Below are 17477 nucleotides of genomic sequence, written 5' to 3'. Positions count from 1 at the left end.
AAGTAGGGAATTTCGGCGATCCGGTCGAGTTCCGGATTTTTTTCACGCCGTTTGGAAATCGTGAAAACGCCCTGCGGTTGGGGGCGGCGTTGCGGGGAACAGCTCCGCCAATTGCTTCCACTACCAACCAAAGAAAAACATGAAAACGAACACATCCATCCGCTTCCTGATCCTCGGGCTCACATTGACGGCGCCGCTCGCGGTGCACGCACAAGGTCCGCTCTCGCCGCCGCCGTTCGGCAGTCTGCCGGCCAGCGACGAAGCTCTTGATTCAACCGGTGCGCCGAAGATCTCGATGAAGACGCTGACGCAGACCGATCCCGGCCAGCCGATCCCGAGCCTCGATCCCGGCGCGATCGACCTGAACGGTTCCGGGCCCGCCTACACGATCACCACGCCGGGTCACTACTTCCTCACGCAGGACCTCGTCGGCGACAAGCCGATCGTCATCGATGTCGAGGGCGTGACGATCGACCTACGCGGCTTCGAAATGCGCTACGTTCCCGGCGGTGCCGGCGCTCCTCCGGTGGCGATCACATCGGGTGCGAGCGGCATCGATCTCGGACGCATCACGGTCAAGAACGGCCGCATCGTCGGTGGCTGGACCGAGGGTGTCCACCTCGGCGGTCAGTCGCTGGTTCGCGACCTGCAGGTCGCGGGTATCGAAACCTTCGGTATCTACGTCGGCGGCACCAGCCGGGTGGCGGATTGCCAGGTGAAAGGACCGCAGGTCGATCCCGAACCGGGCGGACCGGTGACTCCCGGACCCCACTCGGGAATCTGGGCAGGCAGCTGTTCGGTGATCACCGGCAGCACGGCTCACGGGATTCTCGGGAAGGGCATCGAGACCGACACCGGCAGTACCATCGAGAACTGCACCGCTTGCGGCAACGTCGGCTGCGGCATCGTCGGGGGCAAAGGCAATACGGTTCGCGGCTCGACCGCCCGGCACAACGGCTCCACCGGCATCGACTTCGGCGACGGCTGCTCGATCGCTGACTGCGTGGCGTCCGACAACATGACCGAGGGCTTCAAGGTGCGCACCGGCACGACGGTTCAGAATTCGGTCGCGCGTTGCAACGGACTCGACGGCTTCCTTGCGGAGTCGGTCACCGGAGCCGATGGCGAGCAAGGTGTCGAGACAGCGGTGAACTTCCTGCAGTGCTCGGCCAGCCGGAACATCGGCGACGGTTTCCGCACCGGTATCAACACGCTCTTCTCCCACTGCACCGCGGACCACAACGGTCGTGACGATGGCGCACCCATCGACCCCGACGGTCCGCTGATGCCTCCGGCTCCGGACGGTGACGGCTACGATGTGGCCGATGGCTCGAAGCTCGAGAACTGCGTGGCGACGCACAACTTCAAGCACGGCGTCACCGGACTCCGCACCAACATGATCGCCAATTGCACGGTTCAGTCGAATGCCGGATTCGGTGTCGCGGTGCTCACTCCGGAGAACGTGGTCGTCCGCAACTACATCCGCGACAACGTCGTGGGTCCGATCAACCTGGCAGGTGGCAGCATCGCTCCGTTCGAGCTGCCGTCCGTGGGCACCAACCCGCACGCCAACTACGACTTCTGATCCGGCAGCGGGAATCGAAATTCGAACCTCCACAAGAAGATGAGAACGATCATTGGAATCCTCGCGGTCACTGCCCTTGCGGTGATCGCGGGGCGGGCGGGGTCGACGATCGACCCGACGGCCCGCCGCGGCTACGGCGCGAACATCGGCTGGCTCGACTGGCAATACGACACGGCTTCGCCCGAGGGCGTGACGGTCGAGAGCTACCGGCTCGAAGGAAAGATCTACTCGGCCAACACCGGCTGGATCGACACCGGAAGCGGTACTCCGGCAAGCGGCATCTACTACGCCCAGACGGGCGGAGAATGGGGAGTCAACCACGACGGCTCCGGCGGACTTTCCGGCTGGGCCTACGGCGCGAACATCGGATGGATCCAGTTCGATCCGTCGATCGCCACCCCGCCGCGGGTCGACCTGGTGACCGGTGCGATGAGCGGTGCGGTTTACGGAGCCAACGTCGGCTGGATCTCGCTCGACGGTCTCGTGACCTCGATCAGCATGGGCGAGGACAGCGATGGCGACGGGATCGCCGATGCGTGGGAATTCGAGATGCTGACCCTGGCCGGCAAACCGCTTTCGCTGACCACGCTGGGCGGCAAGGATTCGGACGGCGACGGAGTTCCGGATGTCGACGAATACGAAGACGACACCGATCCGTTCGATCCGACCGATTACCTCCGGATCACGTCGTTTTCCCAATCCGGTGGAATCGCGAGCCTGACGTGGAACGGCAGCCCGCGCCGACTGTCGGAAGTCTGGAAGAGCACCGACCTCAGCGCGTGGACTTCGACCGGCGCACCGTCGATCTCCTTCTCCGCCCTGGTTCCGACCGGGGGTGTGCCGAGGTTGTTCTTCCGAGTCGAGTCATCCCTTCCCTGAGACTCTCCCCCCAGAGGAAACAAAAAACCCGGAACTTGGGCCACGCCCGAGGTCCAAACGAAAGCCTCCGGTCCGCAACGGGCCGGGGGCGACGTGCGTCGGGGCGGGCCGTCCGTACTTGCGCAACGGTGTGGGTCCGGGTGAGAAGGTGGGGTGTGAAGCGACGCGAATGGTTGGTGCTGGCGGGTGGTGGACTGGTGGGCGGATGCGTGCCGTTCGGCGGGGGCGGTTCCGCGCAGAAGTGGGATCGAAAGACTCTCGAAAGTGCCGACGCCGTGGTGCGGCGGGGCGGCTGCAAAGGTTGGGGCGCATGGGAAGGTGGAAGCCTGCGGAAATCGTGGCGGACGCATGAGCGCGGTCCGGCATTGAGCATCACCAAGGCGATCGCCGGTCTGGCCTGTGCCAAGGCGGTCGGTGAGGGGTGGTTGAGTGTCGATGAACGGGCGGCGGACACTCTCGGCGAGTGGCAGGGCGCCGGCGGGAAAGAGTCGATCCGCGTGAGCCATCTGCTGCAGATGACGGCGGGACTCGAGGGTGGCGCGGGAGCGCTTTACCGTCGGGTGGTGGCGGACAAGGGCAAGTCGGCGCTGGCGCTTCGGCTTCAGGACTCGCCCGGGTCGGTCTTTCGCTATGGTCCGGCGTGCTGGGAGGTTCTCGGAGAGTTACTGCATCGCAAGGCGGTGGCACGGGGCGAGACGCTGGAGAAGTTGCTACACCGGGCAGTGATGAGGCCGGTGGGTCTGAGCAGCCCGGACTGGCGGTCCGATTCAAAGGGGCGCTTCTATCTTTCCACGGGTACCGAGTTGACCGTTACGGGGCTGGGTCGGTTGGGGCGGACAATCGGTGAGCTTCTTGGCGGGCGCGACTCGGCGGGGATTCCGGCTTCGGCCTACCGTGAGGTCATTCGGCCTTCCTCCGCGAATGCCATGTTCGGCGGGGGAGTGTGGCGGAACCGCCGTGCGTCGGGCGGAAACGCGATCGAAATCGAGGACGCCCTCGATCCGCCGAAGAGTAGTGGATTCTGGCGAGGCGCCTGCATCTCGCGCAGCCAGCCGTCATCGATGGTCGCCCTCGTCGGTTCGTCGGGACAGCGGGTGTTCATCTGGCCCGACGAAGGCCGGGTGGTCGCGCGCTTGGGCTTCTCGCGGAGTTGGAAGGACGGCCCGCTCCTGCGGGTGGTTTGAATGGACCGCGAGCTTCAGCTCGCATCGGAGGCACCGGGGCGAGCTGAAGCTCGCGGTCCATCCAGACTACTTCCTCTTGCAGACCTGGAAATTGGCGTCGCGCATCTTCATGTGATAGCCGGAGCCGAAGGGGATTTCTTCGCGCGGGCCTGCCGCATCGTAGGCGGCGGCGAGATCGGGCTGCTTCCACTTCGCGAACAGCGGGATGGGGCGCTCGTAGTTGCCGAGGAGCGTGACGTCCCAGCTATTGGAGTCGTAGTAGCGGTAGGGGATCCCCGAGTCGTCCTGGAGTATCGCGCGGCAATTGCCGAGCATCCAGTCGCGGATGCCCGAAAAGGAGCCGTCGTGCGGGAGGTAGGAAGCCGCCTTGAAATAGCCGGTGGCGCCCGAGTAGCCGTCGAGCCAGCCGCGGATCGCGCCGAAGCCGGAATTCGACAGGTCGGCCGAAACGTAGATGACCTTCTTGTTGCCGCCATAGGGCGAGCTGAAGTCGATCTGCACTCCGGACCGTCCGCCGGCGGAGATCGCCTGCACGTTCCGCACCTCGCCGCCCATCAGCGCGATGCTGGTCATCATGATCGGAGTCACCGAAGGCGCGTTCCGCATTTCCGCGGTGATGTAGTAACCGTGCCGGATCGGTTCCTCCATGACGGTGGAGATCCGGGAAAGGAAGGGCAGGGGATTGCTGCTGGAGACGTCGGGAACCGAACCGACCGGCTCGAGTCCGATCAGGACGTAGGTCGAGGCGCGCGGGAAGATCGACGACGCGTAGAGGATGTCCGGTCCTCCGAACGGGTAGACGACGGTCGAGGGCGAACCGAGGAGCGGACGCAGGTCGTCGTGGAAGTACTGTGCCTGACGTAGGCTCCGCTTCGAGCCCATCTTGCGCCAGATGTAGTCGAGCTCGAGAGCATGCGTGTGGTAGTCGCCGGAGTTCTTCTGGAAGGCCGAGAGATCCGCGCCGGCGCGGACGGGGCGTCCGGCCATGAAGCGGGCGATGTCGCCGTAGGATGCCTCGCCGGTGGCGCCACCGTAGTCGTTCGCGGGATTGAGCGCGGCCTGCGTCTCACCGCTGGGCGGCAGATCGGTGCTGCAGTGGCTGAGCAGGAGGGCGGCGATGGGAAGGGCGAGGCGTTTCATGGCGTCCGTCGATGGATGAAGTGGCCGATCAGGCTGAGGACGGCCACGCACGCGAGTCCGATCCCCGAAGGCCAAGGTTTGTTGATGATGGAATAGAAGAGGATGAAGGCGGTCATGGCGAGGAAAACGCCTGCCGGAAACCACGGACGGCGCCATCGTTCGTGAGGTCGCTCGAGCCGGAACACCCCGAACACGGTCAGCATCGTGCAGAGCGTCAGGCCGATGGTGGTGAAGGTGACGAGATCGTCAAAGCGGTTGAGGGTGACGAGAGCCAGCGCGAGTCCCGTCTGGCAGGCCAGCGCGAGACGGGGTGAGCCGTCCTTCGGATTGAAGAAGGCGAGGCCCGGGGTCGTGCGGCCCATCGCCGACAGCACGTGGGGTCCGGCCCACAGCAGGGCGCTGACCGAGGCGAACAGGCCGAGCGAGAAGAGCATCGAGATCCAACTCGCGGCGGACTTTCCGAACAGCGAGACCGCGGCGACTTCGCCGACCGGGATCACGCCGCGCAGCTCGCCGGTCGGGGCGGCTTTGAGGAAGGCGGCATTGAGGCCGATGTAGAGCACGGTGACCAGGCCGGTGCCGATGATCAACGCGCGGCGGACGGTCTTCGCCGGCTGGTCCCAGGTTTCCAGCCCATAGACCGCGGCATTCCATCCGCTGTAGGAGTAGAGGACCCACATCAGCGCGACCGCGAAGGCCGGGGAAACGGTTGCGGCGAAGTCGGCACCCGGATCGATCGGCCAGCGGATGTCGCCTTCGCCCGGGAGCAGGAAGGCGGCGGCGAGGAAGGCGAGGATGAGCAGCAATTTGATCGCGGTGGCGGCGGTCTGGACGACGGCGCTGGTCTTCGAGTCGACCATGTGCGCGGCGCTGCCGATCAGGATCACGCCGATCGCCGCGGCCTGGGCAGGGACACCGGGCAGGGACTTGTTGAGGTAGGCGCCGAAGGCCATCGCGGTGATCGCGGTGGGGGCCGCGAAGCCGCTGATCGCCGACAGCATGCCGGCCATGAAGCCGAGCGACGGGTGGTACATCCGGCCGAGGAAGTGATGCTCGCCCCCCGACTTCGGCAGGGCTTCGGCCACCGCCGCATAGCATAGGGCGCCGCACAGCGCGATGAGTCCGCCTAGCAGCCAGAGGTAGAGGATCTGCGGGCCGGAGTTCAGGTCGAGCAACTGGAAGCCGAGCGAGGTGAACACGCCGGTTCCGATCATCGAGGCAACGACCAGCGAGGTGGCGGGAACGGTTCCGGGCGGGCTTTTCAACGGCGGCATTCAATCGCCGCGGGCGCCGGTAGGCCAAGGAATTCGGGGCATGGCGGCAAATTGCGATGTTTTTTGGCAAGACGCCGGACGGGCTGCGGTTGGGGGCGGCGATGAATCTCCGCATGATCCTCTGTTCGGTGGCGACCGGGTTTCCGGTTGCCGTTTTTGGTCAAGGGGCGCTGACGCCCGACAGCCCGACGCCCGCACCGACGATGAAGTCGCTGCAGGAAATCTGGGACAAACTCTGTGAACTCGATGAGCGGGTCGGTGCGCTCGAGAGCGACGCGAGCGACGAAGCGTCGTCGATGGAGGACGCGCTCGCCGGTCTCGGCGAGGTGCTGGGTGCCACCACCCGATACAACTGGAGCGTGACGACGATCGACTCCAGCACCGACGATGTCGGCAAGTATGCCTCGCTGGCGATCAGCGGCGACCACGACCCGGCGATTGCTTACTACAATGCGACCGACCGCGACCTCCTCTTCATCGAGCAGGATGGATCGACGTGGGACAAGGAGACGATCGACTCCTATGGCTATGCGGGCGTACATTGCTCGTTGGCATTTTCCGACGACGGCCACGCGGGTATCGCCTATCAGGACGAGTCGGACGGCGCGCTGAACTTCGCGTGCCGGTATGAAGGAAGCTCGAGCTTCCTCGCTTACCGGGTGAAGTCGCCGGATGCCTCGCAGGTGTGGGGCACCTACAACTCGCTGGCCTTCGCGCCGAACGGACGCCCCTACATCGCGCACCGTGATCAGGATGCGCTGAAGCTCTACGTCAGCTACCTCGACCAGGCCGTGACCGAGACTCCCGGCGAGTTCACTTCGGCGAATTGGAATACCTTCAGCCTGATGGCCGATCTGAGCGGCTACCACCCGTCGTTGGACTTCAAGAGCGATGGCCGGTGGGGCATCTCCCACGGATTGCCCGGCGGGGGATACAACGTGCAGTTCATCGAGCAGAGCGCGAGCGGGTGGTCCTTCACCACGCCGGACTCGACCGCGCAGTCGGGGCAGTACACGTCGGCGAAGTTCAATTCGTCCAACAAGCCGGGAATCGCCTACTACGATCAGGCTTCGGGGTCGCTGAAGTATGCGTCGAAGCCGGGCAGTGGCTGGTCGAGCGAGACGGTCGACGCCTCGGCGAATGTCGGCAAGTGGTGTTCCCTGGCCTTCACCACCGATGACCGCCCGGCGATCGCCTACTACGACAGCACCAACGGGGATCTCAAATACGCCGAACGGAATTCGGACGGCGGTTGGAAGGTGTCGACGGTCGACAGCGACGGCGACGTCGGCCAATACGCCTCGCTGGCGCTGGGCCGCCTCGGGCGTCCATGGATCGCCTACTACGACGTCACCAACGGCAATCTGAAGTTCGCCAAGGCGAGTTCGCGGTCCTTCGTAGCGAAGTTTCCGCAGTAAGGCGGGTCTTCCAAGGCTTCTGATCTTGCGGATTGAGAACCGCGAATGGACGCGAATTCACGCGAATGGTCATGGAACGCATCGATCGCTTCGAGGTCGGGACCTCGAAGCCATGGACGAGGTGCCCGGCTCTCTCCAAGCAAGTATTGGCGTCCATTCGCGATCATTCGCGGTTCCGAATCCGAAATGGAAAGGTGACGAGGCCGGATTGCGCTTGAGCGTCGGGGAAACGGCCCGATGATGTTCGCATGAGCAGTCATCGTGGCCGTGGCTCGGACTCCAATCCCGCGAATCGCTTCGAGGCGATGCGTGTGGAGGTGGACGAAGACGCGTGGGTCGACGCCGACGAGCGTCCGCTGCGAACCGAGTTCCTGGCCGACGACTCGCGCTCGATCCTTGCGAAGAACGATGCCGAGGATCTTTCCTTCGACTACGGGGTGAATCCTTACCGCGGCTGCGAGCACGGCTGCAGCTACTGCTATGCTCGTACTTACCACGAGTATCTCGGCTACTCGGCGGGCTTGGATTTCGAGTCGAAAATCGTCGTGAAACGGAACGCCCCGGCCCTGCTGGAGGAAGCCTTGGCCAAACCCGGCTACCGGGTCGGGAAGATTTCGATGAGCGGCGTGACCGACTGCTACCAGCCGGTCGAACGGAAGCTGGAACTGACGCGCGGATGCCTCGGGGTAATGGCGCGGTTTCGTCAGCCGGTGGTGATCATCACCAAAAACGCGCTGGTGACCCGTGACCTCGACCATCTGGCGGAGCTCGCGAGGTGGAACGCGGTGGCGGTCTATCTTTCCATCACCACCCTTGATCCGAAGCTGGCGCGAATCCTGGAACCCCGGGCCGCTTCGCCGAGGGCTCGGCTGGAGGCGATCTCGAAGCTCGCCGAAGCCGGGGTTCCGTGCGGCGTCAGCGCGGCGCCGATGATTCCGGGACTGAATGACGACGAGTTGCCGGCGATTCTTGAAGAAGTGAAGCAGGCGGGCGGTAGTTTCGCGGCCTACTCCACGGTGAGGCTTCCCGGCGCGGTCGCGGACGTGTTCGGTGGCTGGCTCGACCGCCACATGCCCGACCGCAAGGACAAGGTGCTCGGGCGGATCCGTGCGGCGCAAGGCGGGGCGTTGAACCGGAGCGAGCCCGGAGCGAGGATGCGGGGGACGGGTGCCGGGGCGGAAGCACTGCGGACTTTGTTCCACGCGTGCTGCCGGCGGCACGGCTTGCGGCCGAGTCCGCCGGCACTGACGACCGAGCATTTCCGGCGGCTGTCGCCCGGGCAAGGGGAGCTGTTCTGAACATCGAACATCGAACATCGAACATCGAATGTTGAATGTTGAATGTTGAATTTCGGCAGGATCAGACCATCGGGACGAAGCGGACGTGGCTGTGCACTTCGGTCTTCAGCCTGCCGTCGGATTGCCGCGTGACGATGTTGAGCTCCTGCATCCCGCCTTCCGGTCCGATGGGGACGATCATGCGGGCACCCGGTTTGAGGGCTGCCGCGGGCTTTTCGGGCAAGTGATCGGGCGCGCAGGCGATCAGGATTCCGTCGAATTGAGCCGACTCGTCCGGCCAGCCGTCGAAGCCGTCGCCGACGTGGATTTCGAAGTGGCCGAAGCCGAGCCCGTCGAGCGTTTCGCGGGCGCGTTCTGCCAGTCTCGGATCGCGTTCGATCGCGCAGACGCGGTCGGCGATGTGAGCGAGGATGGCGGTCTGGTAGCCGCCGCCGGAGCCGATCTCGAGCACGGTGGCGCGATCGGGCAGCCGGAGCAGTTGGGTCATCAGCGCGACGATGTAGGGCTGCGAGATCGTCTGGCCGTAGCCGATCGGGATCGGGTGGTCGTCGTAAGCCAGCCCGTGGGACTCTTCGGGGACGAAGCATTCGCGCGGCACGGCCGCCATCGCATCGAGCACCCGCGGGTCGTCGATGCCCCGGGCCATCAACTGGTCGCGGAGCATCCGTTCGCGCTCGACCGAGTAGTCCATGGAGAAATGTGGACCCGGTTTCCCGCCAAATCCAGTCACCAACTCCTGGCAGGCACGACTTGCGCGTCGGGCGTTGCGGTCCATAGGGTCCGCGCGTGAAATACTGGCTGATCAAATCGGAGCCCGACGTCTTCGGGATTGCGGACCTGAAGAAGGCGAAGCGCGAGCCGTGGGACGGGATCCGCAATTACCAGGCTCGCAACTTCATGCGCGACGAGATGGAGATCGGCGACCTCGCGATCTTCTACCACTCGAACGCCAAGCCACCCGGGGCGGTGGGACTGGCGCGGGTCGCGAGCGATGCGTACCCGGATCCCAGCCAGTTTGACGAGAAGTCGAAGTATCACGACCCGAAGTCGAACCCGGATGATCCGCGCTGGATGCTCCGCGACTTCGAATTCGTCCTCGAGTTCCCGGAAATGGTCAGCCTCGAGGAACTAAAGGCCGAAAAGGCGCTGGAAGGAATGATGGTCACCCAGCGGGGGACCCGTCTTTCGATTACCCCGGTCACCGCCAAGCATTTCCGCAAGGTCTGTTCGATGGCCGGCGTGAAGGTGCCGAAGTAAACAGGGGGGCTAACGCTGGAGATCAGGGAGTCACGGTGTCGTATTGGTATTCGATGGTGGCACCGTAAAAGCGCAGGCCGAAGGAGCTTGTCGTGTTGAAGGTCATTTCGACGGATATGGAGTAGGCTGCTTCACTCGTGATGACCGGATCGGTGATCGTTATGTCCGATCGGGTCGTGATGGAGGGTGCCGCACTGGAGGTGGTTGCCCCCGTCAACTCCGCCAGCAGAGTCGTCGTTACCTCATCCGCAACCCGCTTTCTAAGCGCACCGTCAAAATTGGTGAAGTCATCGGGGGCGTCGTCGAAGAGGTGAAAGCGCACGGCGGTGACCGTGCATCCGTTGGGAAGAAATACCGGGGCGACAAATGCTATGGTGTCGTTTCCAAAGGGCGATATCCAGTCGCCGTTGTAGAAAGCGAAAGATGCCAGAGTTGGACTGAATGCCGAGGAAGGGATCTGAAGTTTTCCCGCCTTTGCTGATCCCAGTTTCAGATCTCCGCCGAAGGTTGCATCACCGTTGGTGGCGAAGGACACCGCCTCAGTGACAGCGCCATCGAAGTACTCGAGGCGGATCGAACTGTCGCCCGTGCCGCCGGTGGTTTCTCGCTCAAGGGTCCAGCGGTCGGTCTGTTTGCCGGTGCCGCTGTCCACCTCCACGAAATTCAGATAGGATCCGAGCGAGGACGCTTGCGTGCTGAGCAGGCTCAATCCCGCGTCCTGATCCTCGATGTAGACGTCCGCGGTGTCGCTCGCCGAATAGCCTGTATCCGACCCCCGGATGTGAAGCCGGGCCAACGGGGTGGCTTCCCCGACGCCGACGTAGCCGTTGTTTCCGGTGATCGTCATGTTCACGTTGGAGCCGTCCTTGAAGATGATGTTCTCCCCGGTGGCGGTCGCGAGCTGGGTCTCGTCGTTGACCGACTTCTTCAGCATTTCCCGGTAGGTGCCGGCGGAGTCCTTGGCTGAAAAAGCCACGTTGTTGTCCACCCGGACGCCGCCTCCGATCGCAGTCAGGGTCCCGCTGTAGCTCTCCGACCCGTCGCCGAGGAAATACTGGCTCAGGTCGGCGGAGGTTCCACCGCCACTGATCGACAGCGTGTCGCCCGCGAGTGAGAGGTCCTGGATCTCGTTCGTGGTGCTGGCATCGGCATCGTCGACGTCATCGATATTGTCGGCAAATCCGCCGGGGATGCCGGGGAGGGTGCTCCAGCTTTGCAATTCGTTGGTGTCGTCGGTGTCGCCGTCTTCCACGTCGTCCACTCCGTCCGCAAAGCCTGCCGGGACCCCCGTGAGCGAGCCCCAGTCGTTGCCCAGCAGGGAGGCCAGATCCTGCGACAGCGTGCCGCCTGCATCGGTCAGTTCCAGAGTCGTTCCGTTGAGGACGAGGGATGTGTTCACCTCGTTGCCGGCGTCATTGTCGAGGAGATCGGCCCAAGAGGCTGCGGAGCCATCGGTGGTGAGCACCTGCCCGGATGCTCCGCCGAGGTCGAGTTTGCCCAGGGTGATGCTGGCATCGGGCACCGACTGGGCGGTGGTGGCGTTCAAGGCATAGCCGGTGCTGGTGATGCGCCGGTCCGGAGTCAGCAGTTCGAACGGACCGGTGGCCATCTGCCCGAACCAGACCCGCAGTCGCACGTCGTCGTTGTCGGAGAAGACCGATGCCGGGATCGCCGTCATGTTGGCGATCGATGCATCACCAAGCCCGACGCCGTAGTGGCCGTTTGCCACAACGACCTCGACCGCAGCGGTGGGTTCGCCGCCGCCAGTGCCGGTCCCGTCGTTGCTCCAGTAGGTCGCGGTGCCGGCGGCATCCACCAAGGCGAACTTGAAGTAACCCAGCGCACTCCAGTTTGTGGAACCCACCGAGATCCGGCCCTGATGGCTCAGGATGGGTGGTGGATCGGCCGCGAAGCAGGCGGAAGCGGAGAGCAGGAAGAAGCAGGCAGTTCGGAGGGGGTTCATGGTGCGGTGACTTGGATTTTGTAGAATTTTCTCGCGGTGGTCGCGTTGGTGTCCTGGGCGGACCGGTCCGATTCCTCGCTGCCGACCACGATCGACGTGACCTCCTCGCTGAAGGGGCCGGAGAGGTCCCAATCGGCGAGGATGCGGTAGGTGCGGTTGGGGACGACCTTGTTGAGGTTGAAGGTGACCGTGTCATTGGCGGGATCGGCTCCGGTGATCGCGAACCGGAAGCGGGACGACCCGTCGGTGGGGTCGAAGTCGGTCAGCCACTCGAACTCGTTCGTGTCGCCGTCGTGATCGGCATCGACGGTCGGAGCCGCATCAGCATTGGGCGGCGCTCCGAAATACTGAACCTGCCAGGCGTCATCGAGTCCGTCGCCTCCGTAAGACTCATAGTTGTCCGGGTCCGAATTCCTGATCGTGAAGGTGGCCTGCTCGGTAAGGAACAGGTATTCGGCCTGCACGGTGGCTGGCGTATCTTCGAAAACCGCGTGCAGGAGGAAGATGTCCCCGACCTGGGAGAGGGGGCCGCTGACCACCGACCACGTGAACTCGTCGCGGCTCGGTTCAAGGAGCGAGAGGTCGTCCAGGTTGATCTCTCCATCGTATCCGAAGTACTGATCTTCATCGACCTCGCTTGGCGAGGGATAGAGATTGATCGACTTCATGTCGAAGAGCTGGCCGGTGAAGCCGCCACGATCGTCGACGAAGGACGGCGTGAAGGACGAGATGCCGCCCGTGATCGCGCCGCCCACGCTTGCGTCGAGGGTGACGGTGGCGCCGGTCGATCTGCCGCCGCTTTCTCCAACAGCGGCGTTCAGGTTCCGATAGCTGGTGCTGGTGGAGACGGAGTCGGGGATGTACTGGGCGTGGCCGGGGCTTGCCAAGAAGCCGAGAAGGGCCACCGCCAGCGCGCGCCTTCTGTGCAAGGAGTGGTTTCTGCGGGCGCAGCCGTTGCCGTCGGGTGCGTGGCAATGATGATCCTTCCGATACATTCCCGGGGTACTACGGGAACCTGCGGAATGGGGGCAAGCGGAAAGGCTGTTCCGGACCGACGGGGCGCGAGTGGGCTCGCGCGGTCCTTGGCGTTTACTTCAATTCGTCCGGTTCCCCGTTTTCGGGGCTGGCTTGTCCATCGGAGGCCGTCTCGTCCTTCTGCTCGTCCTCGTCCTCGTCCTCGTCGGTCTCGGTCTCGGTCTCGGTCTCGGTCTCGGTCTCGGTCTCGGTCTCGGTCTCGGTCTCGGTCTCGGTCTCGGTCTCGGTCTCGGTCTCGGTCTCGGTCTCTGCTTCGGCTTCGGCTTCGGCTTCGGCTTCGGCTTCGGCTTCGGCTTCGGCTTCTGCTTCTGCTTCTGCTTCTGCTTCTGCTTCCTCCGGTTCCGGCTCGGGGATGCGGCCACCGTGTTCCAGAAGGAGAATCACTTCCTCCTGCACGGTCTCGACCTCGGACAGCGGGATGTTGGGGTCGCGGATCAGGAAGGCCTCACCGGTCTTGCGGTGTTCGTAGACCCGCAGCACGCCGGTCGGGATGGTTTGGGCGTCGGTTTCGCGCAGCAGCTTCTGGCGCTCGAGCATGACCGCGAGGATGTAGCGGACGTTCTCGGTGTGCTCCTCGTCCTCGTCGACCAGCCGCCGAAGCAGCGTTTCCGGATCCTCCTTTTTCATCGGGTCCGGCTTTTCGTCATGGACCGGCGGCTCGTAGGTGCTGCGCCAGAAGGAGAACGCCTTTTCGGCCTCTTCGCCGAGTTCCTCCCAAGCCTCGAGTGTGAAGTCCTTGCGCAGGTAGCCGCTCGATTCCGGATCGGGAAACAGCGCGGTGATGATGGTTTCACCGAAACAGAAGGGCTGCTCGGTGACAGCGCACTGGCGTGCGCGGGATCGGATGTGCCAGGATTCTTGAAGGGCCATTGGTGGGAATGACGAATGGAGAGTCGCGGAAAGGTCAGGCCTCGTTCGGGATCAGGCGGCGGATCGTCTGGTAGATCGGTCGCCCGGCGAGTCGGCGGCGGAAGAGGTAGAGCGCGAGAATCCCGAAGACAAGGTTCGGCAGCCAGGCGGCGATCACGGGTTGAAGGTGGCCGGCGTCACCGAGGCTGAGGCAGAAGGTCGTGAGGAAAAGCAGACCGGCCGCGAGGAACACCGCGATGGCCACGCCACCGGATGTGCCGCGTCGGGAGAAGACGACTCCGAGCGGGGTCGCGAGCAGGACGACGATCAGGCAGTTGAAGGGCTGGGCGAACCGGTGATGCCACTGGGTGAGGTAGGGCGCCTTGGTGGAGGGCTTGCGGCCTTCGTTCGACGCCAGCCAGCCCGCGAGGTCGGGAATGCCCAGTTGGTTGGCCGGCAGGCCGGGTTGGATGATCTCCGCCGGGGTCTCGCGCCAGGTTTTCACCACGTAGGGGTTGGGCAGGTCGGTGCGATAGAGGGGAGGCGGTTGCGGGTCGCCCTCCGGGACATCGCGGACGGTGGCATCCTCAAATGACCAAGCACCGGTGCTGGGGCTCCACGATGCGGTGCGCGCGATGAGCACGCTCTTGAGTTTCGAGTCGGGCGTCTCCCGGACCACCCGGACCCTTTTGAGCGGAGCACCCTTCTGGTAGTCGGGCGGAAAGCTGCCGACCATCCACAGCCGGGGTTTCCGCGGATTGCGGAACATCACGACCTCGGCGGCGGTTTCATCGAGCCCGCGGGCTGTATCGAGGATCTTCTTCTCGGCGGCATTGGCGCGCGGCGCCCAGTGGTAGTTCAGCCCGGCGCAGAGGAAGGCGGACAGCAGTCCGGCCAGCATGAAGGGGAAGGTCAGTCGGGCGAGGCCGCGGCCGCTCTGGATCATGGCCACGATTTCCCGCGAGGACGACAGCCGGCCGAGGCAGAACAGCAACGAAAGCAGCAGGGCATAGGGCAGCAGGGTGACGGTGAGCTCGGGGAGGCGGGCCGCGTAGAGCCGGAGTGCCGTATTGGCGACGTCCTGGCTCGCCTTCATTTCCTCAAGGTTGTCCTGGAAGTCGACCAGCAGCCAGATCACCGCCAATCCGCCGAAGGTCACGGCGAGCAGCGCGAGGAACTGGCGGGTGACGTAGCGGGCGATGGTGCCGCCGAGGCAGTAGAATAGCGCGGCGACGGCCGGGATCATGCAAATGCCGGTCAGCACCGCCGGTCTCAGCTGGTGGGTCCAGACGTCGGCGTCGGGAAAGCTCGCGAGGTGTTCGTTGACCGCGGTCTGCTCGGCGGGGACCAGCTTGCCGGCCAGCGCGAAGCCGGCGCCGGCGAGCAGGATGGGGATGATGAAACGCCGCATGGTGAGCCTTGCGCGGGAGGATGGCGGGAATGGCGATGTTGTAAAGATCGCGACCCGCAACTTCGCGCTTGGATGTCCGCCCCGCTCGCCGCGAAATGCCTCCGCATGATCGGACTGGCGGGTGAGCAAGCGGTTCCGGAGGGGTTCGCCGAGGAAATCGGGCGTGCCTTCTCGCCGGGCGGCATGCTCGCGAAGTCGCGCGACTTCGAGTTCCGCCCCGAGCAGATGGAGATGGCGGTGGCCGTCGCGCAGGCGCTGCAGGAGCGTCGCTCGCTGGTGGCCGAGGCCGGCACCGGCGTGGGCAAGTCGCTGGCCTACCTGCTGCCCGCCGCACGCTACTCGCTGGAGAGCGGTCGCAAGGCGATCATTTCGACCCACACGATCAACCTGCAGGAACAGCTCGTCCACAAGGACATCCCGATCGTCCGCCGCCTGATCGACGATCCGCTGCCCGCGGTGCTGCTGAAGGGCCGGCAGAACTACCTGTGCCCGGCGCGGCTGAGCCGGGCGCGCCAGCAGACGGCCGACCTCTTCACCTCGAGTGAGAACGAGGAACTGGAGGCGATCGCCCGCTGGTCGGAGGGCACGAAGGACGGCACGCTCAGCGATCTCGACTTCCAGCCGTCGATGAAGGTCTGGCTGCAGGTTTGCTCTGAGGCGCACATCTGCACCGCCCGCTACTGCGGTCCGCGGGGGAACTGCTTCTTTCAGGAAGCCCGCAAGGCGGCCGCCGATGCCCGGATCCTGGTGGTCAACCACACGCTGTTCTTCGCGCTGATGGATACCGGCGAGTGGTCGGAGGACGGCCGTGCCCAGGGATTTCTGTTTCCCGATGACTTCGCGGTTCTCGACGAGGCGCACACGGTCGAGCAGGTGGCCGCGGTCCAGCTCGGGCTGCGGGTCAGCCAGGCCGGCCTGCGGTTCGACCTCCAGCGCTTGTACGACAGCCGTCGTAGAAAAGGCCTGCTGAAGAGCTACGGAAACGCTTCGCTGCTGCGCGCGGTCGAGGAGGCCCGGGTCGGTGCCGAGCGTTTCTTCGAGGCGATCGGCGGCGCGGTCTCGTTCGGCCAGTGGTCGAAGGAGTGCCGGGTCCGCGATCCGGAGGTCGTGCCGAATACGGCCGGCGCGCCGCTGCGGCAGCTCTGGCAGGAGATCGACGCGGTGGCGGAGCTGGTCGACAACGACACCAGCCGCAGCGAGTTGCAGGACGCGTCGCGCAAGCTGCGCGAGTTCCACGGGTCGATCGCGGCCTTCCTCGAGCAGAGCTCGGAGGGCAGCGTCCACTGGGTCGAGAAAACCGGGCGCGACGAGTCATTGCTTTCGCTGCACGCCGCGCCGGTGCATGTGGCCGACCGCCTGCGGCCGCTGCTTTTCGGCGAGGACAAGACCTGCGTGATGGCCAGCGCGACGCTCGGAGTCGGCGATCCGTCGCTCAAGTGGTTCCGTGGCCGCGTCGGCGCCGAGGAAGTCGAGGCGCGGGTCATTGGCAGCCCGTTTGACTACCAGCGGCAGATGAAGGTGAAGATCTGGAAGTCGATGCCCGAACCGAACGAGCCCGAGTACGCCAAGGCGCTTGTCCGTTGCATCGGCGAGGCGGTCGAGGCGAGCCGCGGCCGGGCCTTCGTGCTTTTCACCAGCTACCGGACCATGCGCGACGCCGCCAACGAACTGCGGGCGGGCTTCGAGCGCAGCGGCTGGCGGCTGCTGGTGCAGGGGGAGGGGATGCCGCGCCACCGGATGATCGAGACCTTCCGCGAGGATACCGACAGCGTGCTGTTCGGCACCGACAGCTTCTGGACCGGTGTCGATGTGCCGGGCGAGGCATTGTCGAACGTGGTGGTCACGCGTTTGCCGTTCGCCGTGCCGGACCACCCGCTCACCCAGTCCCGGCTGGAGGCGATCGAGGAAAGCGGAGGCAATCCGTTCATGGATTACTCGGTTCCCGAGGCGATCCTGAAGCTGCGTCAGGGAGTCGGGCGGCTGATCCGGACCGCTTCCGACTCCGGCATGGTCTGCCTGCTCGACAAGCGGGTGCTGAGCAAACGCTACGGACGGTTGTTCCTGCAGGCGCTTCCCGAGGCGCCGCGGGAAATCATCGGGTAGCGGGAACGAGCGTCAGCGGAGATGGAGCGCCGATTATGAAATCGGCTTCTTGGTCGGGTTCGGGAAATGCCGATTTCATAA

At 64.7% G+C, this 17477-nt stretch carries 14 protein-coding genes; 7 read left to right on the top strand and 7 right to left on the bottom strand.

What is annotated here, in order from left to right:
- Positions 1–139 precede the first annotated feature (139 nt).
- From HAHE_RS02290 to HAHE_RS02280, 3 genes are all read left to right on the top strand, one after another.
- Entirely contained in the window at positions 140–1585 is a 1446-nt protein-coding gene (locus tag HAHE_RS02290) for a right-handed parallel beta-helix repeat-containing protein (RefSeq protein ID WP_338688227.1), read from the top strand.
- A gap of 39 nt (positions 1586–1624) precedes the next feature.
- Complete coding sequence (locus HAHE_RS02285; protein ID WP_338688226.1) at positions 1625–2464, top strand: hypothetical protein; 840 nt, start codon at positions 1625–1627, stop codon at positions 2462–2464.
- A 155-nt stretch (positions 2465–2619) separates the two neighbouring features.
- Positions 2620–3648 (top strand): serine hydrolase domain-containing protein, encoded by a 1029-nt coding sequence (locus HAHE_RS02280; protein WP_338688225.1) that lies wholly within the window; start codon positions 2620–2622, stop codon positions 3646–3648.
- A gap of 66 nt (positions 3649–3714) precedes the next feature.
- Here the strand turns inward: HAHE_RS02280 and HAHE_RS02275 are convergent, their stop codons facing one another.
- Positions 3715–4788: a hypothetical protein gene (locus HAHE_RS02275; RefSeq protein WP_338688223.1), complete on the bottom strand. Its 1074-nt coding sequence runs from the start codon at positions 4786–4788 to the stop codon at positions 3715–3717.
- Positions 4785–6053, bottom strand: a complete 1269-nt coding sequence (locus HAHE_RS02270) for an APC family permease (RefSeq protein ID WP_338688222.1) — start codon at positions 6051–6053, stop codon at positions 4785–4787. Before HAHE_RS02270 ends, HAHE_RS02275 begins: the two co-directional genes overlap by 4 nt.
- Positions 6054–6175: 122 nt before the next feature.
- Between HAHE_RS02270 and HAHE_RS02265 the strand changes: the two genes are divergently transcribed.
- On the top strand, positions 6176–7480 hold the full coding sequence (locus tag HAHE_RS02265) for a hypothetical protein (RefSeq protein WP_338688221.1): 1305 nt from the start codon (positions 6176–6178) through the stop codon (positions 7478–7480).
- A gap of 248 nt (positions 7481–7728) precedes the next feature.
- On the top strand, positions 7729–8778 hold the full coding sequence (locus HAHE_RS02260; RefSeq protein ID WP_338688220.1) for a PA0069 family radical SAM protein: 1050 nt from the start codon (positions 7729–7731) through the stop codon (positions 8776–8778).
- Between the two features lie 61 nt (positions 8779–8839).
- On the opposite strand, the gene HAHE_RS02255 is transcribed toward HAHE_RS02260, so the two are convergent.
- On the bottom strand, positions 8840–9469 hold the full coding sequence (locus tag HAHE_RS02255) for a protein-L-isoaspartate(D-aspartate) O-methyltransferase (RefSeq protein WP_338688219.1): 630 nt from the start codon (positions 9467–9469) through the stop codon (positions 8840–8842).
- 95 nt (positions 9470–9564) lie between these two features.
- On the opposite strand from HAHE_RS02255, the gene HAHE_RS02250 reads away from it, so the two are divergent.
- Positions 9565–10035 (top strand): EVE domain-containing protein, encoded by a 471-nt coding sequence (locus tag HAHE_RS02250; RefSeq protein ID WP_338688217.1) that lies wholly within the window; start codon positions 9565–9567, stop codon positions 10033–10035.
- A 22-nt stretch (positions 10036–10057) separates the two neighbouring features.
- On the opposite strand, the gene HAHE_RS02245 is transcribed toward HAHE_RS02250, so the two are convergent.
- The 4 genes from HAHE_RS02245 to HAHE_RS02230 form a co-directional block, all read right to left on the bottom strand.
- Positions 10058–11998 (bottom strand): hypothetical protein, encoded by a 1941-nt coding sequence (locus HAHE_RS02245; RefSeq protein WP_338688215.1) that lies wholly within the window; start codon positions 11996–11998, stop codon positions 10058–10060.
- Positions 11995–12927: a hypothetical protein gene (locus HAHE_RS02240; protein WP_338688213.1), complete on the bottom strand. Its 933-nt coding sequence runs from the start codon at positions 12925–12927 to the stop codon at positions 11995–11997. The genes HAHE_RS02245 and HAHE_RS02240 overlap by 4 nt, the downstream gene beginning before the upstream one ends.
- 160 nt (positions 12928–13087) lie before the next feature.
- The gene (locus HAHE_RS02235) at positions 13088–13903 is read right to left on the bottom strand and encodes a hypothetical protein (protein WP_338688212.1); all 816 of its coding nucleotides are present in this window, start codon (positions 13901–13903) and stop codon (positions 13088–13090) included.
- 34 nt (positions 13904–13937) lie between these two features.
- Positions 13938–15293, bottom strand: coding sequence for an LptF/LptG family permease (locus tag HAHE_RS02230; protein ID WP_338688211.1), 1356 nt, complete (start codon positions 15291–15293; stop codon positions 13938–13940).
- 72 nt (positions 15294–15365) lie between these two features.
- Between HAHE_RS02230 and HAHE_RS02225 the strand changes: the two genes are divergently transcribed.
- Complete coding sequence (locus HAHE_RS02225; protein WP_338688209.1) at positions 15366–17396, top strand: ATP-dependent DNA helicase; 2031 nt, start codon at positions 15366–15368, stop codon at positions 17394–17396.
- Positions 17397–17477 lie beyond the last annotated feature (81 nt).

This window comes from Haloferula helveola (assembly GCF_037076345.1).
In the GTDB taxonomy this organism is placed as follows: Bacteria; Verrucomicrobiota; Verrucomicrobiia; order Verrucomicrobiales; family Akkermansiaceae; genus Haloferula; species Haloferula helveola.
Note: the sequence above shows the minus strand (reverse complement) of the source record. Positions and strands in the feature narration are given on the sequence as shown.